This window comes from Rahnella sikkimica (assembly GCF_002951615.1).
GTDB lineage: Bacteria > Pseudomonadota > Gammaproteobacteria > Enterobacterales > Enterobacteriaceae > Rahnella > Rahnella sikkimica.
Genome location: NZ_CP019062.1, coordinates 830,462 through 851,188, shown reverse-complemented (window position 1 = coordinate 851,188; position 20,727 = coordinate 830,462). Strand labels below are relative to the sequence as shown.

The following is a 20,727-nucleotide window of genomic DNA, read 5'->3' as shown; positions in this document are numbered from 1 at the left end:
GGTTTATGAGCATAACGGTTAGCGGTTCGCTTGTCAGCGATTAACCCCGTTTAGCCGGGCCGGTGGTGCGACGTGCCGGAGCCACAGACGTGTGGCGCTTAACGGCGCGACGGATCTGGTTGGCTTTAACACGACGACGATCGCGCTCAACCGGCAGTTTGCTGACGGTTTCTTCTGTCATATCGACCAGTGTGCGCAGATAGTTGATGTCCGGCAGATCCAGCTCTTTATAGCCGCCGCGAGGCAGGCCTTTAGGCAGGTTCAGATCACCGTAACGCACGCGGATCAGACGGCTGACCTGGACGCCAACGGCTTCCCACAGACGACGAACTTCACGGTTACGCCCTTCTGTCAGGGTCACGTTGTACCACTGGTTCAGGCCTTCGCCGCCCTGGAATTTGATGGAGCGGAAAGCGGCAGGGCCGTCTTCCAGCTGCACGCCACGGCTCAGTTGTTTGATTTTTTCATCATCAACCTGACCGAATACGCGTACCGCATACTCACGTTCCACTTCACGGCTCGGGTGCATCAGGCGGTTAGCCAGTTCACCGTCGGTGGTAAATAACAGCAGGCCCGAGGTGTTAACGTCCAGACGACCCACGGCAATCCAGCGTGAACCGCGCATTTTCGGCAAGCGGTCAAACACGGTCGGACGCCCTTCCGGATCACTGCGCGTACACAGTTCGCCTTCCGGTTTGTAGTATGCCAGCACGCGGCAGACGGTGTCCTGAGACTCCATCACCGACAGCACGTGGCCATCGAGACGGATTTTCGTCCCACCGGTCACTTCAACACGGTCGCCCAGCGTCGCGATTTTACCGTCAACGCTGACGCGGCCAGCCTGGATCATCGCTTCAACTTCACGACGTGAACCGTGGCCCGCACGCGCGAGAACTTTTTGCAGTTTTTCAGTTTGCCCTTCGGTGCTGTCCAGCGCGTTTTTCGGCTTCTGGTACTTCACTTCTTCTTCGTCACCGTTTTCATCAAACAGTGCTTCAGCTTTAGGCTTGGTGCCACGTGGTTTCAGCGGACGCTTTTTATCATCGCGCGCATTTTCCGGACGTGCCGGTTTACCCATGCGGGGTTTTTCAATGCGGGAATCAGAACGTGAATCGCTGCGACCTGCGTCTGCACGCGGCTTATCGGTACGCGGTTTATCAGTACGCGGTTTGTCAGTACGTGGCTTATCGGTACGTGGCTTGTCGGTACGTGGTTTTTCACCACGCTTTTCAGCCCGCGACGGTTCCGGACGGCTTTTCGCTGCGCCGGAATTTCTGCCGCTTTTAGGCTTGTCACCAGACGAACGTGCCGGTTTGGATTTGTCGCTGGTGTGCTTCTGGGAATTATACTTCTCGCTCATTGAGCAGCCTCATTTGTCGCCTTCACAGGCGTCGGGGGGAGCCGGCAGCACAATGTGACCCATTGTCTGCCCGCCAAAATTCGTTTATTACGCTTTAATACAACGACTTACAAAAAAGTCGGCCCGCCATTATACACATTTATCCCCAATTTGTATCCTGCAAAGGGATTTGCGGGCTGATTATTTTTCAAACAGGGATTAACGGAACGGCGTCGGATCGCCAGCGCCTTCGCGAACCACTTCCGGCGATGACTCGGTCAGGTCGATGACCGTGGTCGGCTGCTGCCCCAGCGAACCGCCGTCAATCACCAGATCGACCAGTTTACCCAGACGATCTTTGATGTCTTCCGGGTCAGATTCTGCAAAGTCATTGCCCGGCAGCATCAGCGTGGTGGACATCAGCGGTTCACCCAGCGCGTCGAGCAGTGCAATCGCAATCGGGTTAGACGGCACGCGTAAACCGATCGTCTTACGCTTTTCGCTCATCAGACGGCGCGGTACTTCTTTCGTCGCTTTCAGAATGAACGTGTAGTTGCCCGGCGTATTATTTTTGATCAGACGGAAAGCGGAGTTGTCCACGTAAGCGTAAGTGGACAGCTCGGACAAATCGCGGCAGACCAGCGTGAAGTTGTGGTTACCGTCCAGCTGACGGATACGGCAAATGCGTTCCATCGCGTTTTTTTCTTCCAGACGACAACCTAACGCGTAGCCCGAATCTGTCGGATACACGATCACATTCCCTTTACGCAGTAATTCAACGGCCTGACTGATCAGACGCGGCTGCGGATTTTCAGGGTGAATATAAAAATATTGACTCATTGTTCCTCTCAATTCTTTTCAGGTCTGCCCTTTGTGACGTCATCTTAAAAATGCGTCACAAAGCAGGCATCAGACCCGTTCAATTTCAGGCTTTTCTGCGGCTACCGGCCAGTGTTGCCATACCGGTTCCACGCCTGCGGGAAGCCAAAGTTTTCGCCCCAGCTCAATCCACGAGCAGGGCTGATGGAAATCAGAACCTTGCGAGGCCAGAAGATGATAATCACGGGCATAGGCCGCAAGCTGTGCGCGTTCGTTGGGCGCTTGCTGACATTGCGCGACTTCCATCGCATCACCGCCCTGCTCAGCAAAATAGGCCAGCAGGCGTTTCAGCCATTTTGTCGACAGGTCATAACGCCCCGGATGCGCGACGACGGCCTGCCCGCCAGACTGATGAATGGCCCCGATAGATTGTTCTATTGTACACCACTGTGGCGGAACGTAGCCGGTCTTGCCCTTGGCAAGGTACTTTTTGAAGACCTGCGCGATGTTATCCGCTGCGCCAAATTCGACCAGAAAGCGTGCAAAATGGGCGCGGGTGACGGCTCCGCCCTGCGCCAGACGCAGTGCCCCTTCCCACGCACCGTCGATGCGCGCTTTCGCCAGCCTGTTGCCCATTTCCTGTGCGCGCTGCTGGCGCAGTTCGGCCTGGCTTTTGAGCAAACTCACCATCGCCGGATGTTCCGGGTCAATCCCTAATCCGACGATATGGATCTCGTGGTTTTCCCACAGCGTCGAAATCTCAACGCCGTTCACCAGTTGCAGCGGCAGTTGCAGGCTGGCAATCGCCTGCGCCGCACGCGCCAGCCCTTCGGTGCTGTCGTGATCGGTGATCGCCAGAACGCCAACCCGCATTTCAACGGCGCGGGCCACCAGTGCTTCGGGTGTTAAATAGCCGTCCGATGCCGTCGTGTGGCTGTGAAGATCGTAAATCTTGAATGCAGTGCCGGAAGTCTGATCGTCTGCTGAGGGTGAAGCTGTTGTTGGCGAAGTTATCGTCACGTCGGGGATTTAACCTGTTTCTGAATGCAGCACTTATCATAACGCGTTAGCGCTGTGCACGTTAGGGATGATTTCACCGGCATTTTACGCACAGTTACGGTGCGATAACCCTCTGACTGCGCTAAAGGTGTGAAATCAGCCAAATTGAGGGTTGACTTTGCCTTCATGAACTAGTTTACTAGTACGCAAGTTCACGGAATGATTCAGTAATGAACGGCGTGACAAATGAATTCAGAAAGTTTAGGTTTTAAGAACAAGCCGTTCTTATAAACGCGAACTTTCCCAAACTTAAAAGAGTGTCTGATGATGAAAACTCACATGATGGCGGTTCTCAGCTGGTGGCGTACTTCCCCTTGTCGGGCGGAGTAATCACGCATAGCTGTCATCAGACGCTGCAAGATTTCCGAAGCCCGCTTAACGCGGGCTTTTTTGTGGCCGTCTGTTTGAAAATATTCAGAAAATTTCAGGAAGCAAAATGACTATTCAAAAACCACGTTTAGAATTGCTGACCGCACAGGGATGTTACCGCGGCGATCCAACGGCCATCTTCCATCAGCTGTGCGGCGCACGTCCGGCGACCCTGCTGCTGGAATCTTCCGAAGTGACCAGCAAGGAAAACCTGAAGAGCCTGTTGATTGTCGACAGCGCCCTGCGCATCACAGCGCTGGGTTCCCGGGTTTCCATTCAGGCACTGACCCCGAACGGTGCGTCTTTACTGCCGCTGATTGACAGTGCGTTGCCGTCTGAAATCCGCAATGACGTGCGCCCGAATGGTCGCGAACTGTCGTTCCCGGCGATTGACCAGATGCAGGATGAAGATGCGCGTCTGCGTTCCCGCTCCGTTTTCGATGCCCTGCGCAGCATTCTGACCTCGGTGGAATCGCCGGCGGAAGAACGCGAAGCGATGTTCCTCGGCGGACTGTTTGCTTATGACCTGGTCGCCGGTTTCGAAGATTTGCCGCAGTTAGCCTCTGACCAGCGTTGCCCGGATTTCTGCTTCTATCTGGCAGAAACACTGCTGGTACTCGACCACCAGAACCGCACCTGCCGTTTACAGGCCAGCCTCTTCACGCCGTCTTCTGAGGAAAAACAGCGTCTGCACGAACGTCTGGAACAGCTGCAACATCAGCTGCAATTGCCGCCACACGCCATCCCGCACCAGAGCGTGCCGGAGATGCAGTTAAGCGTGAACCAGACCGATGAAGTGTTTGGTGCCGTGGTTGAGAAAATGAAAGTGGCGATCCGCGCCGGTGAAATTTTCCAGGTTGTGCCGTCACGCCGTTTCTCCCTGCCATGCCCTGCGCCGCTGGCGGCCTACGAAACGCTGAAAAATAACAACCCAAGCCCGTACATGTTCTACATGCAGGACAACGATTTCACGCTGTTCGGCGCGTCACCGGAAAGCGCACTTAAATACGATGCAACTAACCGCCAGATTGAAATCTACCCGATTGCCGGTACCCGCCCGCGTGGCCGTCGTGCTGACGGTTCGCTGGATCTGGATCTCGACAGCCGTATCGAACTGGAAATGCGTACCGACCATAAAGAGCTGGCCGAACATCTGATGCTGGTTGATTTAGCCCGTAACGATCTGGCGCGTATCTGCGAACCGGGCAGCCGTTACGTCGCTGACCTGACCAAAGTCGACCGTTATTCCTTCGTGATGCATCTGGTGTCCCGCGTTGTCGGCACGCTGCGCGCCGATCTGGACGTGCTGCACGCTTATCAGGCCGTCATGAATATGGGCACGCTGACCGGCGCACCTAAAGTCCGCGCCATGCAATTGATTTCGGCGTCTGAGCAAACCCGTCGCGGCAGTTACGGCGGCGCTGTCGGCTACTTCACCGCGCACGGTGATCTGGATACCTGCATCGTTATCCGCTCAGCCTACGTGGAAGACGGCATTGCCACCGTTCAGGCGGGCGGCGGCGTGGTCCTCGATTCCGTCCCGCAGGCCGAAGCTGACGAAACCCGTAATAAAGCCCGTGCCGTGCTGCGCGCCATCGCCACTGCCCACAATGCGAAAGAGGTATTTTAAGATGGCCGACATTTTACTCATCGATAACGTGGATTCCTTCACGTATAACCTGGTCGATCAGCTGCGCTCCAGCGGTCACAACGTGGTGATTTACCGTAATCAGATCCCGGCTGACGTGATTATCGAAAAACTCAGCCAGCTGGAAAAACCGATACTGGTACTTTCGCCGGGGCCGGGCACGCCGTCTGAAGCAGGCTGTATGCCGGAACTGCTGAAACGTCTGCGCGGTCAATTACCGATTATCGGTATCTGTCTCGGACATCAGGCGATTGTGGAAACGTACGGCGGTTTCGTCGGTCAGGCGGGTGAAATCCTGCACGGTAAAGCCTCTTCTATTACACATGACAACGAAGCGATGTTTGCAGGCATGAATAATCCGCTGCCGGTGGCGCGTTATCACTCACTGGTCGGCAGTCAGATCCCGGCAGGGCTGACCGTTAACGCCCGCTACGGCGACATGGTGATGGCGGTGCGTCACGAAGAAGATCGCGTTTGCGGCTTCCAGTTCCATCCGGAATCCATTTTGACCTCACAGGGCGCACGTCTGCTTGAGCAGACACTGGCCTGGGCTTTGGCATAAGGAGAACTGTCATGAAAACGCAAACCATTCCCGGCATTCTTGAAAATCTGTATCAGGCTCAGGCGATGACAGAGGAAGAAAGCCAGCAGTTATTTACCGCCATCGTCAACGGTGAGCTGGAGCCTGCGCAGTTAGCGGCGGCGCTGATCAGCATGAAAGTGCGCGGTGAGCAGCCCGCTGAAATCGCCGGTGCCGCCAAAGCGTTACTGGCACATGCCGAGCCTTTCCCGCGCCCTGATTATCCGTTCGCGGATATCGTCGGCACCGGTGGCGACGGCACCAACAGCATCAATATTTCCACCGCCAGCGCCTTTGTGGCGGCAGCCTGTGGCGCACGCGTAGCGAAACACGGCAACCGCAGCGTGTCCAGCCGTTCAGGTTCCTCGGATTTACTGGCCGCTTTCGGCATTCGTCTGGATATGCCAGCGGAAGAATCCCGCGCGGCACTGGACGATTTGAGTGTGTGCTTCCTGTTCGCGCCGCAATACCACACCGGTTTCCGCCACGCGATGCCGGTGCGTAAAGCGCTGAAAACCCGCACGCTGTTTAACGTGCTCGGCCCGCTGATTAACCCGGCACGTCCGCCGCTGGCACTGATTGGCGTGTACAGCCCGGAACTGGTGAAGCCGATTGCAGAAACCCTGCGCGCGCTCGGTTACGAACGTGCAGCGGTGGTTCACGGCGGCGGAATGGATGAAGTGGCGATTCACTCGGCGACACAGGTTGCTGAACTGAAAAACGGCGAAATCACCACGTATGAAGTGACGCCGCAGGACTTCGGTCTGGACAATTATCCGATCGAATCCCTGCTGGGCGGCGAGCCGGAAGAAAACCGTGACATTCTGGCACGCTTATTACAAGGTAAAGGTGATCCGGCCCATGAAGCCGCGGTAGCCGTCAATGTGGCGATGTTACTGCGCCTTTTCGGTCAGGAAGATTTGAAGCAAAACGCTCAACAGGCTTTAGATGTCATGCGCAGCGGTGAACCCTACCAGCGCGTGATTGCATTGGCAGCAAGAGGATAAGTGATGCAGCAGGAAACCGTGCTCCACAAGATTGTTCGCGACAAGGAAATTTGGGTCGCGGCACGCAAAGAACAACAACCGCTGGCCAGCTTTCAGAACGACATAACGCAGAGCCAGCGCAGTTTCTACGATGCGCTTCAGGGCGCAAGAACGGCTTTTATTCTTGAGTGCAAACAGGCCTCTCCTTCCAAAGGAAAAATCCGCGAGAACTTTGATCCGGTAGAAATCGCCGGTGTTTACAAAAACTACGCATCGGCCATTTCCGTTCTGACGGATGAAAAATACTTCCAGGGCAGCTTTGATTTTCTGCCACTGGTGAGCAAAACCGTCACGCAGCCGGTGTTGTGCAAAGACTTTATTATCGAGCCGTATCAGATTCATCTGGCACGCTTTTATCAGGCCGATGCCATTTTGCTGATGCTGTCGGTACTTAGCGATGAACAATACGTTCAGCTCGCCGCTGTCGCGCACAGCCTGAATATGGGTGTGCTGACCGAGGCCAGTAATGAAGAAGAATTAGACCGCGCGGTCAATCTCAAAGCCAAAGTCGTCGGCATCAATAACCGTGACCTGCGCGATCTGTCGATTGACCTGAACCGCACGCGTGAACTGGCACCCCGTGTGCCGCACGGTGTCACTGTCATCAGCGAATCCGGCATTAATACCTACGGTCAGATCCGCGAACTCAGCCGTTTTGCCAACGGTTTCCTGATTGGCAGCGCGCTGATGTCAGAGCCCGACCTGAATACCGCCGTCAGCCGCGTGCTGCTCGGCGAGAATAAAGTGTGCGGCCTGACCCGCGCGCAGGATGCCAAAGCCGCACATGATGCTGGCGCGATTTACGGCGGGCTTATTTTTGTCGACGCCTCACCGCGCTTCGTGACGCAGCCGCTGGCGAAAGAAGTGCAGAACGGCGCACCGCTGAAATACGTCGGCGTGTTCCGTGGTGCGCAACGGGCTGACGTTGTGCAAACCGCTCAGGCACTGAACCTTACCGCCGTGCAGCTTCATGGCGATGAAGATCAGGCGTATATCGACGCCCTGCGCAGCGAACTGCCTTCTGCGGTGCAGATCTGGAAAGCGCTGAGCGTGAAAGACGCTATGCCAGAACGCAATCTGAATCACGTTGACCGTTACGTTCTCGATAACGGCAAAGGCGGAACCGGTCATCGTTTTGACTGGAGCAAACTCGCCGGGCAAGACCTGAGCAATGTTCTGCTGGCCGGTGGCCTGAGCGCAGATAACTGCGTCGAGGCCGCGCAGCTCGGTTGCGCGGGTCTGGATTTCAATTCAGGCGTCGAGAGCGCACCGGGCATTAAAGATGCGGATAAAATTACCGCCGTATTCCAGACATTGCGGGCTTATTAATTCCCCGCAATGACGCAAAAATTGACAGACAGGATGGAATCACATGACTTTACTTAATCCCTACTTCGGCGAATTTGGCGGCCAGTACGTCCCGCAAATTCTGATGCCTGCACTGGCGCAGCTGGAAGAAGCTTTTGTCAGCGCGCAGCGCGACCCGGAGTTTCAGGCTGAATTTATCGATTTACTGAAAAACTATGCAGGTCGCCCGACGGCGCTGACATTGTGTAAAAACCTGACCGCAGGCACCAAAACCAAGCTGTATCTCAAGCGTGAAGATCTGCTGCACGGCGGCGCACACAAAACGAACCAGGTGCTGGGTCAGGCGTTGCTGGCTAAACGAATGGGTAAAACTGAGATTATCGCCGAAACCGGTGCCGGTCAGCACGGCGTGGCATCGGCTCTGGCCTGTGCCCTGCTCGGCCTGAAATGCCGCATTTATATGGGTGCCAAAGACATTGAGCGCCAGTCGCCGAACGTGTTCCGTATGCGTCTGATGGGCGCAGAAGTGATACCGGTTCACAGCGGTTCCTCCACGCTGAAAGATGCCTGTAACGAGGCGCTGCGCGACTGGTCTGGCAGCTACGAAACCGCCCACTATATGCTGGGAACTGCGGCGGGCCCGCATCCGTATCCGACGATTGTGCGTGAATTCCAGCGTATGATCGGTGAAGAAACCAAAGCGCAAATGCAGGAACGCGAAGGCTGTCTTCCGGACGCCGTAATCGCCTGCGTCGGCGGCGGATCTAACGCCATCGGTATGTTTGCTGATTTCATTGATGACACCAGCGTGAAGCTGATTGGTGTTGAACCGGGTGGTCTGGGTATCGAAACCGGGCAACACGGCGCACCGCTCAAACACGGGCACGTCGGCATCTATTTCGGGATGAAAGCCCCGATGATGCAGACTTCAGAAGGCCAGATTGAAGAATCGTATTCCATCTCTGCCGGTCTGGATTTCCCGTCCGTCGGGCCGCAACATGCGTTCCTCAACAGCATCGGCCGTGCGGAATATGTGTCGATCACCGATGAAGAGGCGCTGGACGCCTTTAAAGAATTGTCCCGCCATGAAGGGATTATTCCTGCGCTTGAATCTTCGCACGCGCTGGCTTATGCACTGAAACTCATCAAGGAAACACCGGAGAAAGAACAAATTCTGGTGGTGAATCTGTCAGGCCGCGGCGACAAAGATATTTTCACCGTACATGACATCCTGACTGCCCGGGGAGAAATTTAATGGAACGTTATCAGCAATTATTCAAGCGTCTGGAAAGCAAAAAAGAAGGTGCCTTCGTTCCCTTCGTGACGCTGGGCGATCCGGGTGTTGAGCTGTCGCTGTCTATTATCGACACGCTGATTGAAGCCGGTGCCGATGCACTGGAACTGGGTATTCCGTTCTCTGATCCGCTGGCCGATGGCCCGACGATTCAGAACGCTAACCTGCGCGCATTTGCCGCCGGTGTGACGCCAACACAATGCTTCAATCTGCTGGCGCGCATCCGTGAAAAACATCCGGATATCCCGATTGGCCTGCTGATGTACGCCAACCTGGTGTTCCATAACGGCATCGAAACTTTCTACCAGCGTTGCGCCGAAGTGGGCGTGGATTCTGTGCTGGTGGCAGATGTGCCATTTGAAGAATCTGCCCCGTTCCGCGCGGCAGCGCTGCGTCACGGCATCGCACCGATTTTCATCTGTCCGCCGAATGCGTCAGACGATTTGCTGCGCGAGATTTCTTCTCATGGACGTGGCTACACCTATTTGCTGTCACGCGCCGGTGTGACCGGGACGGAAAAACGCGCCCTGACGCCGCTCAATCATCTGGTGGATAAACTGCGCGAATATCACGCCGCGCCACCTTTGCAGGGCTTCGGTATTTCTGAACCTTCACAGGTGAAAGAAACGCTGGCTGCGGGCGCTGCGGGGGCGATTTCCGGCTCCGCAACAGTGCGTATCATCGAAAATAATCTGCACCAGCCTTCTGAAATGCTGGCTCAGCTTTCCCGTTTCGTCAGTGAAATGAAAGCCGCCACCCGCGCATAATCACCAGCGCTTCTGCTAACAGAACCTTATTCATACCCCGACTAAGGTTCTGTTTCTTTTAAATGCTTACGTTTTTTTCCCCATTCGATTTGTATAAACCCCATCAATAATCCAAACTAAATTCACTCGGCAAATCAATGGCAATACCGTAGCCCAAGGTATTGTCTGACTGAGTCCTGAACGGGTGATTACAGATCAATCCTTTTGGTTTTATAACAAAGCATGGAGAGTTATTTATGAAGCTATTCAAGACATTGTCCGCTTTCTGCATGGCCGCTGTGGTCGTCATGGCCGTGGCTGCCTGCGCACCAACAAAAAAATCAGAAGGAACGGGTGGTTACATCGATGACACCGTGGTTACGACGAAAGTGAAATCCGCCCTGCTGGCAGATAAAACCATCAAATCCACAGAAATCAGCGTTGAGACCTTTAAAGGCCGTGTTCAGTTAAGTGGCTTCGTGACTTCAACTGCGGATGCTAACCGTGCGGTACAGGTGACGCGTGGCGTGGCGGGTGTGCGTTCCATTGAGAACGACATGCGGGTGAAGTAATCAGGAACGTTTCTGATGAAATGTGAAGAGGCGCTGAAGCGCCTCTTTTTTATATCAGGTGTTTGATAACATAACGTTTGTTGCAATGCGGGCAATATCAGAAACGATAGCCGACGCCAAACATAAAGACCCACGGGTCAATCCGGGTGTTGATGTTTTGCTGCTCGCCGCCCGCTTTGAATTTAACTTCTGTATCGATATCCATCCACCAGACGGACATGTTGATCAGCCAGTTATCATTGAGGTTGTAATCCAGACCCGCCTGCGTTGCCACGCCCCAGGAATCTTTAACGCTCAGATCAGAAAGCCCCGCATCCTGCCCTGTCTGGTTGAATTTCGTATCAAAGAACGTGGTGTAGTTGATACCCAGACCGAGGTACGGACGCAATTTGTCACGCTTGTCCCCGAAGTAGTATTGCGCCATTAATGACGGCGGCAACTGTTTCACTTCGGCGATGGTTCCGGTGCTTTTCAGGCCGATCTTGTGCTGGAACGGCGTCGCGGCCAGCAGTTCCATCCCGATGTTGTCGGTGAACATGTACCCGAACGTCAAACCCATCTGCGTATTGTTATTAATATTAAAAGAACCCAGCCCCAGCACGTTGTCTGAACCTGCGGTTGGACGAACGGTTGCTGTGCCAACGCGAACAATCACATCCCCTGCTTCATGTGCGCTCGCGATTGCCGGAAATGCGGCTGCTGCCACTAATGCCCAATGTGCTGCTTTCATTATCCCTTCCCTTTGTATGGATTATCTATTGACCGCGCGAATGATACCCACTCTTTGGTATGGTTTGATCAATGCGGGATCACATCTTTAAAACAATTTTTCGGAAAATGCATCTTTCTCAATCCGATCTAAATCTCTAAAAACAAAGGAATTGATCTACATCAAAAACGAGGGGATTTTACTGTTTCGCAAAAGCATCAAATTTCGATTGCTTAAAAAAATACCAATACGTAGTTTGCCTGTACCCGGTTGTTTTTGGTTTGGTGCCGTAAGGAGTCGGTAGCTTCCCAAGATGAGCGAAATTAACAATCCTTGTATGACCTGTGGCGCGTGCTGCGCCTATTTCCGTGTTTCATTTTATTGGGCTGAATCTGAAGAAGCTGGCGGCGTTGTTCCGCAGGCACTGACGGAGCAGGTCACCCCTTTTTTGAGCTGCATGAAAGGCACCAACAGCAAGACGCCTCGCTGTGTGGCTCTGGAAGGAGAAGTGGGACAATCGGTTTCCTGTTCTGTTTACCTCAACCGCCCGACAACCTGCCACGAATTTGATCAGTCAGGATTGAACGGTATCGCCAGCCCGGCCTGCGATCGCGCACGGGCGCATTACGGTCTGCCTGCCCTGGACGTGGGTTTACCGGTGATTGATGTCAGCGCTTTCACACCGGCACTGGCGGCGTTCCGTCGGGCTGACTGACAGGAAGTCAGCGCAAAAGTATCGGCGGGGGCACATTACAGGTTACAATCCCCGCCTTGTTATTTTTAGCTTGTGCCAAGGAGCGTCCATGTCTATCACGGCCAGTACGTTGTACCGTGACAGTTATAATTTTATGCGCAATCAGCTCGGTAGCGTTTTTTCGCTTGCCGTTCTGGCCGCATTAATTACCGTCATATTGAGCTGGATTTTAAGCCCGTCAGCCGATCAGCTTGATGCTATCGGGCAACTTATGAACAACATGGCGGGCATGAGCGTCGCCGATATGATGGGTTTCATTGAACAACAGGTGACGCCGGAACAGCAAAGCGCCATTTTCCGTTACAGCATTGCGGCGCTGTTTTCTACGCTGGCAGGCAATGTCATTTTGGTTGGCGGTGTCCTGACCCTTATCCAGCTGGTTTCTCAGGGCGTTCGTGCCAGCGTCACGCAGGTCGTGACGGCTTCGTTGCCGGTTCTGCCGCGTTTAATTATTTTGCTGTTCGTTTTCAGCATCATGTTCCGTCTCGGTCTGGCGCTGCTTTTCGTTCCTGCGTTCCTGATTGCCATTGCCTGGTCAATGTCGCCAATCATTGCCTGTAAAGAACAGGTCGGGATGTTTAAAGCGATGCGCCTGAGCACGCGTCTGGCGTTTACTCATGTGCGGCTGGTGGCACCGGGTGTTTTGCTGTGGATCCTGGCGCAGGTGGTTCTGATGCTTTTCATCGGCGTGTTAAGTGCCCTGAATCCGATGATCAGCGCCGTCATTTTCGGCGCGCTCAGCAATGTCATCACGGCATTTATCCTGATTTATCTGTTCCGTCTTTACATGAAATTACAGGCTTAATAGTGACATAACTTTTTCAAGGGCACTCCGGTGCCCTTTTCTTTTGTCCGGTAAATGATTCCGGTATAGTCATCCCATACATAAAACATGGAATGAAGTATGAAGCAGCTCCTCGATTTTCTTCCCCTGGTTGTCTTTTTTGTGGTTTATAAGCTTTACGACATTTTTGTCGCATCAGGCGCGTTGATCGCTGCCACTGCACTGACGTTAGTCATCACCTGGGTGGTGTATCGCAAAATTGAGAAAATGACGTTAATCACCTTCGCCATGGTGGCTGTTTTCGGCACCCTGACGCTGGTCTTCCATAATGATGAATTTATCAAATGGAAAGTGACGGTTATTTATGTTCTGTTCTCCGGTGCTTTACTGGTCAGCCAACTGGTAATGAAAAAGCCGTTAATTCAGCGGATGCTGGGAAAAGAACTGACGCTGCCTGACCACGTGTGGAATAAGCTCAACGTCAGCTGGGCAATCTTTTTCCTGCTGTGCGGTCTGGCAAATATCTACGTGGCGTTCTGGCTGCCGCAGAATGTCTGGGTGAACTTCAAAGTGTTCGGGCTTACCGTTCTGACGTTGGTCTTCACGCTGTTAAGCGGCATCTATATTTACCGGCATATGCCGGATGAAGAAAAAAAATAAGCATTCTTCTGCACGGGCCTTCTTTTGAAGGCCTTCGTTGTTTTGAATAAAAACATTGATCACTGTGAAGCAATCAAACATGAACGAAAAACAAAGTTTACCCAATGGTGAAATGGTACTGCGCACGCTGGCCATGCCTGCTGACACCAATGCGAACGGCGATATCTTTGGCGGATGGCTGATGTCACAGATGGACATGGGCGGCGCGATCCAGGCGAAGGAAATCGCCAAAGGCCGCGTGGTGACGGTGCGTGTCGACGGCATGACTTTCCTCAAACCGGTCGCGGTAGGTGACGTGGTGTGTTGTTACGCGCGCTGTATCCGCACCGGTAACAGTTCCATCACCATCAACGTAGAAGTGTGGGTGAAGAAAGTCTCTTCTGAGCCTATCGGACAGCGCTACAGAGCCACAGAAGCGGTGTTTACCTACGTTGCGGTAGATGAGTCCGGTAAATCCCGTCAGTTGCCTGATGGCCGCAGCAATTTCAGTGTCGATTCTGGCGGTGTTTCCCAGGATTAACTGAGTTCATACAGCTTCAACGAAAAAGGTCGCCCGAGAGGCTAATGCTGATCGTTTAAGAGAACTTGAACGATCCTGCAGTTAGGCGACAATCTGGCTCAAACATCGTTTGAGCCAGACACCTTATGAGCCTACTTTCCGAACAACTTCAGGTTGCCGCCGCATTTAACTACCCTGAATCTATTGATTCTTTTCAAAAAAATATTCCTCTCGAATGGATTGAACAAGCTCTCAGTCAAACCGGCAGAGCGACTGTTCGCAGACGAAGATTTCCCGCTGAACAGGTCGTCTGGCTTGTCCTTGGAATTGCTTTGATGCGTAACCGTTCTATTTCTGATGTCTGCGATAAACTCGATTTAGCCTTTCCTGACAGCCACGGTAATTTCTCGCCCATGGCAACGAGTAGTCTGGTCAAAGCCAGGCAGCGCCTGGGGTTCGAGCCCCTTCGACATCTTTTCTATTCCACCTCTGAGCAGTGGGACAAAGAAGATACGGAAAAATTTGTATGTGGCCTCAAAGTATTCAGCGTCGACGGAACCCAATTCAGAGCCCCGGATACTCCTGAGAATAAATCCTTTGGTTTTGCTTCCGGTAGTAACTCATTCCCTTCGGTTTTACTCGTTGCGCTTATGTCTGCGCGCAGTCATTTGATCACTGATGTTGCATTTGGGCCGGTAAAGAACAGCGAAATATATTATGCACAACAGTTGGTTAGCTCCGTTCAGGAAAACTCACTGACCCTCTTTGACCGGGCTTACTTTTCCGCAGAACTTTTACTTTCCTGGGAAGGCGCAGGAGCGAATACACACTGGCTAACACCGGTGAAAAGTAAAATGAGGCACAAAGTTATCGAGCAGTATTCTGAATACGATCAGCTTATTGAAATGCCGGTTTCTCCGCAGGCCAGAAAACAGTTCCCGCATCTTCCCCACACATGGTTGGCTCGTAAGGTATTGATAATAAAACCTTCTGGAGAGATAAAAGAATTCATTACATCAATGAAAGACCCTGAAAAATATCCTTTCGAAGACATCATTCAAGTGTACTGGGAAAGATGGGAAATAGAACAAGGTTACAGCGAGCTAAAATGCAGTCAGTTGGGAAATACAAATATCTTAAGAAGCCAAAAACCGGCGGGGATCTACCAGGAAATTTGGGGAATATTAATTAGTTACAATCTCGTTCGATTGGAAATGAGGCGAATGGCTGATGACTTCAATGTCCACCCTTTGCGCATAAGCTTCATAAATGCATTGCGGCTGATACAAGAGGAATTTTTGTGGTGTTCAGGGCGAACGCCGGGAACAATACCTAGAAAACTAAGAGACTTACGAGAGTCAGGTAAGCGATTAATCTTACCTGAAAAACGCAAAAGGCCAGCTTATCCAAGAGAAGTACTGGCTCGCCCTGCAAAGTATCCAACTAAAAAGAAAGCCGCTCGTTCTTAAGCGAGCGGCATTAGCCCGAGAGGCGACCTTTTTTATGGAGCAACGGGCACGATGCCGCTTTATTCGACGGTGGTGCCGCCTTTGATTTTGAACACCAGGTTAACCACTAAGTTGCTGGCCGCCTTCGGTTCGTAACGCCATTTCCCCATCGCCTGTTTTACTTCACGCTCAAACATGTTGCGCGGCTCAGCAGAAAGAACGCGGACATTTTGTACCCGCCCATCGCTGTCCACATCAAACTGAACACGGACGCGCCCTTCAATACGCAGCGCCAGCGCACGCGCCGGATACATCGGTTCGCCACGTTGCAGCGGGCGCGGCCCGGTATTGCTCTGCGCATTGGTTGACGCAGGCGGCTGACTCACGGGCTTCGTGACCGGCTGATTGCTGGTGACGGGCGCGGTTTGTACCGTTTGCAGCGGTTTTTCCACCGGACGTTCAACCGGTTTCACTTTTGGCTTCACGACCGGTTTTTTCACCGGTTTAGGTTTTGGCTTCGGCGGCTCCGGGATCACAACCGCTTCTGGCGGCGGCGGAGGCTCTGGCACCACTTCGGGCTCTGGTTCAGGTTCCGGCGGTGTTGGCTCAGGTTGAGGCGGCGGCGGAGGTGGCGCAAAGTCTGCCGGGTTGACCATCGTCACACTCATGACTTTTTGTTCCTGCGTCGGCAGCTTGATTGACTCACCGACTGCCATGTACAAAACACCCGCAATAACAGCAATGTGCAAACTGACAGAAAGAACGGCAGGCAACGTAACCTTGCGGATAAATCTAAACTTTTTTAGCGGCATAATGATTCATTTTCCCCGTGAAGCCGCAAGTTTAAATGTAAATAGCAATCATATTCAACACCGAGATGACAACTATTCTCAAATAACCTTTCCTTTGATCCCACGCAAAGCGCTTTCCCCAGGCTTCAGGTTTAGCTATGTTAATTCTGCAAAAATGATCGGGTAGCCAGCGGCGGCCTGAAATTGCTCAATAAAAACTCAATAAAGGTGACTCATGCTTTACGTTATTTATTCTGAAGACGTTTCCGACTCACTGGAAAAACGCACGCTTGCGCGCCCGGCGCACATCGAACGCCTGAAAAAATTACAGGAACAAGGTCGCGTCCTGATTGGCGGCCCGACCCCCGCCATCGACAGCGAAGATCCGGGTGCGGCAGGGATGACCGGTTCCCTGCTGGTCGTCGAATTTGAAACCCTGGAAGCCGCCAAAGTGTGGGCTGACGCTGACCCGTATGTCGCCGCAGGCGTGTACAAATCCGTGACCGTCAAACCGTTCAAACGCGTATTCTGATTTCCGGCGGGCAGTTTCGGGCTGCCCGGCTTCCCTTTTGCTGCCCTTCCACACCGCTTTCAGAAATTTTCGACTGAGTAACGCAAAGCATGTGCCATAGCCGAAACCCCCTGGCTCGATTTCCCCAAAGCCGTCACATTGCTTTCATCCGTTGTGTGTTAGGATACCTACCCCTGCCCACGAGGTAAGCATTATGTCATTCTTCGACGGATTGAAGTTTCTAACCAGTACGACCACGAAGGTCACCTGCCCGGAATGCGGTTTTGTTTCTGAACAGATGAGCGCAAAAGTGCGCAAAAACTCCACGCTGGTTTGTAAAAAATGTGGCGCACTTTTTCAGCCCAAATCCCGCTAATCACGCATTCCATTCGTAGTTCACGGCATACAATGACAAACGCTGATGTTGTTGATGATGGATCTGACGAATTCGGTAGATATGACGATAGCGTCTCGACTGACCTTCCAGCCAGCGGCTTCTCCGGCGCTGAGTCTGGCGTAACATGCGCCAGCGGCCGACTTCATTTTTACTGCGTTTCATGCACCTGTGTCCCGTAATGACCGTTCCTGACGGAAGCGTTTCTTAGCCGGAAAATTACTCATCGTAAAAAACTGCGGGGACATTATAGGCCGACGGGGTTGTGATCCAAGTCTTGTTTTTCCCTTATTCAGCGTTATCAGCTAACCTTGATGTCAGGATCGTGAAAGTTTTATTAATCAGCGACACATTTAAGAGGTAGCTGATTGATTGAAGGGATAAAACTGATTAAAAGTTCCCCCCGGTTCCGTACACTTAATTCGATAGCTTGCGAACAGGATTTTTCGCCTTTATGACAACATTTTATACGGTAATCAGCGGACTTCTGGTTTTCGGTTACTGGTTACTGATTGCCGGCGTGACCTTACGCATTTTGATGAAACGCCGCGCAGTGCCTTCGGCCATGGCGTGGCTGCTGATTATCTACATCATTCCGCTGGTCGGTATTATTGCCTATCTTTCATTCGGTGAACTGCATTTAGGCAAACGCCGCGCCGAACGTGCAAAAGCCATGTGGCCTTCAACCGCCCGCTGGCTCAATGACCTCAAAGACTGTAAACGTATTTTTGCCACCGAGAACAGTGAAATCGCCGCGTCTCTTTTCCAGCTTTGCGAACGCCGCCAGGGCATTGCCGGTGTCAAAGGCAACCAGCTGCAATTGCTGACGACCTGTGATGACGTTCTGAAAGCCATGATGCGCGACATCGGGCTGGCACGCAGTAACATCGAGATGGTGTTTTATATCTGGCAGCCCGGCGGGCTGGTGGATCAGGTGGCTGAATCGCTGATGGCGGCGTCACGTCGTGGTATTCATTGTCGTCTGATGCTCGATTCTGCAGGCAGCGTCGCATTCTTCCGCAGCCCTTATCCGGCCATGATGCGCAATGCCGGTATTGAAGTGGTCGAAGCGTTACAGGTCAATCTTTTCCGTGTTTTCCTGCGCCGCATGGATTTACGCCAGCACCGTAAAGTCGTGCTGATCGACAACTATGTCGCCTACACCGGCAGTATGAATATGGTCGATCCGCGCTTCTTCAAACAGGATGCCGGCGTCGGTCAGTGGGTTGATCTGATGGCGCGTATGGAAGGTCCGGTGGCGACGACCATGGGAATTGTGTATTCCTGTGACTGGGAAATTGAAACCGGCAAACGTATTCTGCCGCCAGAACCTGATCTCAATCAGATGCCGTTCGAGCAGGAAAGCGGCCACACCATTCAGGTTATCGCGTCCGGTCCGGGTTTCCCGGAAGATATGATCCATCAGGCGCTGCTGACTGCGACATATTCTGCGCGTGAACAACTGGTGATGACCACGCCGTATCTCGTCCCGAGCGATGACTTGTTGCACGCAATTTGCACCGCCGCGCAGCGCGGTGTCGACGTCAGTATTGTTCTGCCCATGAAGAACGATTCAATGATGGTCGGCTGGGCAAGCCGGGCATTCTTTGGCGAATTACTGGAAGCCGGAGTTAAGATTTATCAGTTTGAAGACGGCCTGTTGCATACCAAAAGTATTCTGGTTGATGGTCAGCTCAGTCTGGTCGGCACCGTGAATCTGGATATGCGCAGCCTGTGGCTGAATTTCGAGATTACGCTGGTCATTGATGATGCCGGATTCGGCGACGATTTGGGCCGTGTGCAGGAAGATTATATTGCCCGTTCGCATCTGCTGGATGTCGAGGCGTGGCTGAAACGGCCTTTCTGGCACCGCATCGTCGAACGTTTGTTCTACTTTTTCAGTCCGCTGCTGTAAAAGCCGCGCCGGGCGTGATGTAATACACCCAGTAGCGGCTTGTATAAGCCTGAACACATTCATCTGTAAACGAGAATTGATATGGACCTGAATAATCGCCTGACCGAAGACGAAACGCTGGAACAAGCTTATGACATATTTCTGGAACTGGCCGGAGATAACCTTGATCCGGCTGATATCCTGATCTTCAATCTGCAATTTGAAGAACGCGGCGGCGCTGAATTATATGATCCGGCAGAAGACTGGGTTGAGCATGTAGATTACGACTTAAACCCGGATTTCTTTGCCGAAGTGGTGATTGGCCTGGCGGATGCAGAAGATCAGCCGATTAATGATATTTTCGCGCGTGTTTTAATGTGCCGCGAGAAAGATCACAAGCTGTGTCACATCCTCTGGAAAGAATAATCTGCCACTCCGCGCGAAAAAAAACCTGCCAATGGCAGGTTTTTTTATGCGTCAGGTTTGCCGCCCGGAATCAGAGCGGATCCACTTTAAGGCAGGAAACCGCATGGCGGAAACTGCCTTCCAGCAACGGACGGGTTTTCGCACATTCCGGCCCGGCAATCGGGCAGCGCGTACGGAACACGCAACCTGACGGCGGGTTGATCGGCGAAGGCAACTCCCCTTCCAGCAACTGGATGGTTTTGTTGCGCTCTTTGTCCGGATCCGGCACTGGCACCGCGGACATCAGCGCACGGGTATACGGATGCTGAGGATTGTTATACACCTCGTCATACGTCCCCAGCTCAACTGCATGGCCCAGATACATCACCAGAACACGGTCAGAAATGTGTTTTACCACCGCCAGATCGTGCGCGATGAAAATCAGTGACAGGCCCATTTCACGCTGCAATTGCTGCAACAGGTTGACGACCTGCGCCTGAATGGAAACGTCCAGCGCCGAAACCGGTTCGTCACAAATAATCAGCTTAGGTTCAAGGATCAGCGCACGGGCAATACCGATACGCTGACACTGGCCGCCCGAGAATTCGTGAGGATAGCGGTTGATCAGGTTAGGCAACAGCCCGACCTTCAGCATCATCGCCTTCACTTTTTCTTTCACCTCGGAACGAGGCATTTTCGGGTTATAGGTTTTCAGCGGCTCGGCAATAATTTCGCCGATAGTCATACGCGGATTCAGGGACGCCAGCGGATCCTGGAAAATCATCTGGATATCGCTGCGCGTGTGACGCCATTCGCTATCAGACATATTCAGCAGATCTTTACCCAGCCAGGCCACGCGCCCGTCAGTGGCTTTAACCAGGCCGATCAGTGCGCGGGCAAATGTCGATTTGCCGCAACCCGATTCGCCTACAACACCCAGCGTTTCACCTTCATAAAGACGCAACGTGACGCCATCTACCGCTTTCAGCGTTTTGGACGGTTGCCAGAACCATTGCTTACCGTCTTTGATATCGAAATGAACTTTCAAATCCGCCACTTCGAGCAGGACTTTTTTCTCCGGCGCGAACGAATTCATTG

At 52.9% G+C, this 20,727-nt stretch carries 21 protein-coding genes, 1 pseudogene and 1 other annotated feature; of the genes and pseudogenes, 15 read left to right on the top strand and 7 right to left on the bottom strand.

All coding sequences use genetic code 11. From position 1 onward, the window contains the following. Positions 1 to 40 precede the first annotated feature (40 nt). The 3 genes from rluB to rnm form a co-directional block, all read right to left on the bottom strand. Positions 41 to 961: a 23S rRNA pseudouridine(2605) synthase RluB gene (gene rluB, locus BV494_RS03790; RefSeq protein ID WP_226790068.1), complete on the bottom strand. Its 921-nt coding sequence runs from the start codon at positions 959 to 961 to the stop codon at positions 41 to 43. A gap of 597 nt (positions 962 to 1,558) precedes the next feature. Beyond that, entirely contained in the window at positions 1,559 to 2,179 is a 621-nt protein-coding gene (locus BV494_RS03785; protein WP_104921644.1) for an L-threonylcarbamoyladenylate synthase, read from the bottom strand. A gap of 69 nt (positions 2,180 to 2,248) precedes the next feature. Beyond that, the gene (gene rnm / locus BV494_RS03780) at positions 2,249 to 3,172 is read right to left on the bottom strand and encodes an RNase RNM (RefSeq protein ID WP_104924685.1); all 924 of its coding nucleotides are present in this window, start codon (positions 3,170 to 3,172) and stop codon (positions 2,249 to 2,251) included. A gap of 336 nt (positions 3,173 to 3,508) precedes the next feature. Next, positions 3,509 to 3,611 (top strand) — a sequence feature (Trp leader region). Between the two features lie 42 nt (positions 3,612 to 3,653). On the opposite strand from rnm, the gene BV494_RS03770 reads away from it, so the two are divergent. From BV494_RS03770 to BV494_RS03740, 6 genes and pseudogenes are all read left to right on the top strand, one after another. Beyond that, positions 3,654 to 5,216 carry an anthranilate synthase component 1 gene (locus BV494_RS03770; protein ID WP_104921642.1) on the top strand — a complete coding sequence of 521 codons (1,563 nt, stop codon included), beginning with the start codon at positions 3,654 to 3,656 and terminating at the stop codon, positions 5,214 to 5,216. Between the two features lies 1 nt (position 5,217). Continuing rightward, positions 5,218 to 6,821, top strand: a pseudogene (trpD, locus tag BV494_RS26020) (bifunctional anthranilate synthase glutamate amidotransferase component TrpG/anthranilate phosphoribosyltransferase TrpD). Positions 6,822 to 6,824: 3 nt separating this feature from the next. Continuing rightward, the gene (gene trpCF / locus BV494_RS03755; protein ID WP_104921640.1) at positions 6,825 to 8,189 is read left to right on the top strand and encodes a bifunctional indole-3-glycerol-phosphate synthase TrpC/phosphoribosylanthranilate isomerase TrpF; all 1,365 of its coding nucleotides are present in this window, start codon (positions 6,825 to 6,827) and stop codon (positions 8,187 to 8,189) included. Between the two features lie 43 nt (positions 8,190 to 8,232). Beyond that, positions 8,233 to 9,423, top strand: a complete 1,191-nt coding sequence (gene trpB / locus BV494_RS03750) for a tryptophan synthase subunit beta (RefSeq protein ID WP_104921639.1) — start codon at positions 8,233 to 8,235, stop codon at positions 9,421 to 9,423. Beyond that, on the top strand, positions 9,423 to 10,229 hold the full coding sequence (trpA, locus tag BV494_RS03745) for a tryptophan synthase subunit alpha (protein ID WP_104921638.1): 807 nt from the start codon (positions 9,423 to 9,425) through the stop codon (positions 10,227 to 10,229). The genes trpB and trpA overlap by 1 nt, the downstream gene beginning before the upstream one ends. Positions 10,230 to 10,465: 236 nt before the next feature. Then, the gene (locus BV494_RS03740; protein ID WP_104921637.1) at positions 10,466 to 10,780 is read left to right on the top strand and encodes a BON domain-containing protein; all 315 of its coding nucleotides are present in this window, start codon (positions 10,466 to 10,468) and stop codon (positions 10,778 to 10,780) included. 97 nt (positions 10,781 to 10,877) lie between these two features. On the opposite strand, the gene ompW is transcribed toward BV494_RS03740, so the two are convergent. Then, complete coding sequence (ompW, locus tag BV494_RS03735) at positions 10,878 to 11,510, bottom strand: outer membrane protein OmpW (protein WP_104921636.1); 633 nt, start codon at positions 11,508 to 11,510, stop codon at positions 10,878 to 10,880. A gap of 292 nt (positions 11,511 to 11,802) precedes the next feature. Here ompW and BV494_RS03730 point away from each other — a divergent pair, with 292 nt between their 5' ends. The 5 genes from BV494_RS03730 to BV494_RS03710 all read left to right on the top strand — a co-directional run bounded on the left by BV494_RS03730 (position 11,803) and on the right by BV494_RS03710 (position 15,655). After that, the gene (locus BV494_RS03730; RefSeq protein WP_104921635.1) at positions 11,803 to 12,204 is read left to right on the top strand and encodes a YkgJ family cysteine cluster protein; all 402 of its coding nucleotides are present in this window, start codon (positions 11,803 to 11,805) and stop codon (positions 12,202 to 12,204) included. Between the two features lie 88 nt (positions 12,205 to 12,292). Continuing rightward, entirely contained in the window at positions 12,293 to 13,048 is a 756-nt protein-coding gene (locus BV494_RS03725) for a YciC family protein (RefSeq protein WP_104921634.1), read from the top strand. Positions 13,049 to 13,147: 99 nt separating this feature from the next. After that, entirely contained in the window at positions 13,148 to 13,687 is a 540-nt protein-coding gene (locus BV494_RS03720; protein WP_104921633.1) for a septation protein A, read from the top strand. 79 nt (positions 13,688 to 13,766) lie between these two features. Continuing rightward, a complete protein-coding gene (gene yciA / locus BV494_RS03715) occupies positions 13,767 to 14,207 on the top strand; it encodes an acyl-CoA thioester hydrolase YciA (RefSeq protein ID WP_104921632.1) in 441 nt (146 codons plus the stop codon). Between the two features lie 125 nt (positions 14,208 to 14,332). After that, complete coding sequence (locus tag BV494_RS03710) at positions 14,333 to 15,655, top strand: IS4 family transposase (RefSeq protein ID WP_104921321.1); 1,323 nt, start codon at positions 14,333 to 14,335, stop codon at positions 15,653 to 15,655. 59 nt (positions 15,656 to 15,714) lie between these two features. Here BV494_RS03710 and BV494_RS03705 read toward each other — a convergent pair whose 3' ends face one another. Continuing rightward, the gene (locus BV494_RS03705; protein WP_104921631.1) at positions 15,715 to 16,446 is read right to left on the bottom strand and encodes an energy transducer TonB; all 732 of its coding nucleotides are present in this window, start codon (positions 16,444 to 16,446) and stop codon (positions 15,715 to 15,717) included. 214 nt (positions 16,447 to 16,660) lie between these two features. On the opposite strand from BV494_RS03705, the gene BV494_RS03700 reads away from it, so the two are divergent. Together BV494_RS03700 and BV494_RS26015 are read left to right on the top strand one after the other, a co-directional pair. Next, on the top strand, positions 16,661 to 16,957 hold the full coding sequence (locus BV494_RS03700; RefSeq protein ID WP_104921630.1) for a YciI family protein: 297 nt from the start codon (positions 16,661 to 16,663) through the stop codon (positions 16,955 to 16,957). Between the two features lie 193 nt (positions 16,958 to 17,150). Continuing rightward, positions 17,151 to 17,312: a YnfU family zinc-binding protein gene (locus tag BV494_RS26015; protein ID WP_226790016.1), complete on the top strand. Its 162-nt coding sequence runs from the start codon at positions 17,151 to 17,153 to the stop codon at positions 17,310 to 17,312. On the opposite strand, the gene BV494_RS03695 is transcribed toward BV494_RS26015, so the two are convergent. Beyond that, positions 17,313 to 17,495: a YciY family protein gene (locus tag BV494_RS03695; RefSeq protein WP_015697085.1), complete on the bottom strand. Its 183-nt coding sequence runs from the start codon at positions 17,493 to 17,495 to the stop codon at positions 17,313 to 17,315. A 289-nt stretch (positions 17,496 to 17,784) separates the two neighbouring features. Here BV494_RS03695 and cls point away from each other — a divergent pair, with 289 nt between their 5' ends. Together cls and BV494_RS03685 are read left to right on the top strand one after the other, a co-directional pair. Beyond that, complete coding sequence (gene cls, locus BV494_RS03690; RefSeq protein ID WP_104921629.1) at positions 17,785 to 19,245, top strand: cardiolipin synthase; 1,461 nt, start codon at positions 17,785 to 17,787, stop codon at positions 19,243 to 19,245. Positions 19,246 to 19,320: 75 nt separating this feature from the next. Further along, positions 19,321 to 19,650, top strand: a complete 330-nt coding sequence (locus tag BV494_RS03685) for an HI1450 family dsDNA-mimic protein (protein ID WP_226790067.1) — start codon at positions 19,321 to 19,323, stop codon at positions 19,648 to 19,650. Positions 19,651 to 19,720: 70 nt separating this feature from the next. Here the strand turns inward: BV494_RS03685 and oppF are convergent, their stop codons facing one another. Continuing rightward, positions 19,721 to 20,725, bottom strand: a complete 1,005-nt coding sequence (gene oppF / locus BV494_RS03680) for a murein tripeptide/oligopeptide ABC transporter ATP binding protein OppF (RefSeq protein ID WP_104924683.1) — start codon at positions 20,723 to 20,725, stop codon at positions 19,721 to 19,723. Between the last annotated feature and the right edge of the window lie 2 nt (positions 20,726 to 20,727).

Excerpts from the sequence above, each read along its gene's own strand:
- BV494_RS03785 (WP_104921644.1), bottom strand. The coding sequence starts at position 2,179 with ATGAGTCAATATTTTTATATTCACCCTGAAAATCCGCAGCCGCGTCTG.
- BV494_RS03770 (WP_104921642.1), top strand. The coding sequence starts at position 3,654 with ATGACTATTCAAAAACCACGTTTAGAATTGCTGACCGCACAGGGATGT.
- trpCF (WP_104921640.1), top strand. The coding sequence starts at position 6,825 with ATGCAGCAGGAAACCGTGCTCCACAAGATTGTTCGCGACAAGGAAATT.
- trpB (WP_104921639.1), top strand. The coding sequence starts at position 8,233 with ATGACTTTACTTAATCCCTACTTCGGCGAATTTGGCGGCCAGTACGTC.
- trpA (WP_104921638.1), top strand. The coding sequence starts at position 9,423 with ATGGAACGTTATCAGCAATTATTCAAGCGTCTGGAAAGCAAAAAAGAA.
- BV494_RS03740 (WP_104921637.1), top strand. The coding sequence starts at position 10,466 with ATGAAGCTATTCAAGACATTGTCCGCTTTCTGCATGGCCGCTGTGGTC.
- ompW (WP_104921636.1), bottom strand. The coding sequence starts at position 11,510 with ATGAAAGCAGCACATTGGGCATTAGTGGCAGCAGCCGCATTTCCGGCA.
- BV494_RS03730 (WP_104921635.1), top strand. The coding sequence starts at position 11,803 with ATGAGCGAAATTAACAATCCTTGTATGACCTGTGGCGCGTGCTGCGCC.
- BV494_RS03725 (WP_104921634.1), top strand. The coding sequence starts at position 12,293 with ATGTCTATCACGGCCAGTACGTTGTACCGTGACAGTTATAATTTTATG.
- BV494_RS03720 (WP_104921633.1), top strand. The coding sequence starts at position 13,148 with ATGAAGCAGCTCCTCGATTTTCTTCCCCTGGTTGTCTTTTTTGTGGTT.
- yciA (WP_104921632.1), top strand. The coding sequence starts at position 13,767 with ATGAACGAAAAACAAAGTTTACCCAATGGTGAAATGGTACTGCGCACG.
- BV494_RS03710 (WP_104921321.1), top strand. The coding sequence starts at position 14,333 with ATGAGCCTACTTTCCGAACAACTTCAGGTTGCCGCCGCATTTAACTAC.
- BV494_RS03705 (WP_104921631.1), bottom strand. The coding sequence starts at position 16,446 with ATGCCGCTAAAAAAGTTTAGATTTATCCGCAAGGTTACGTTGCCTGCC.
- BV494_RS03700 (WP_104921630.1), top strand. The coding sequence starts at position 16,661 with ATGCTTTACGTTATTTATTCTGAAGACGTTTCCGACTCACTGGAAAAA.
- BV494_RS26015 (WP_226790016.1), top strand. The coding sequence starts at position 17,151 with ATGTCATTCTTCGACGGATTGAAGTTTCTAACCAGTACGACCACGAAG.
- BV494_RS03695 (WP_015697085.1), bottom strand. The coding sequence starts at position 17,495 with ATGAAACGCAGTAAAAATGAAGTCGGCCGCTGGCGCATGTTACGCCAG.
- cls (WP_104921629.1), top strand. The coding sequence starts at position 17,785 with ATGACAACATTTTATACGGTAATCAGCGGACTTCTGGTTTTCGGTTAC.
- oppF (WP_104924683.1), bottom strand. The coding sequence starts at position 20,725 with ATGAATTCGTTCGCGCCGGAGAAAAAAGTCCTGCTCGAAGTGGCGGAT.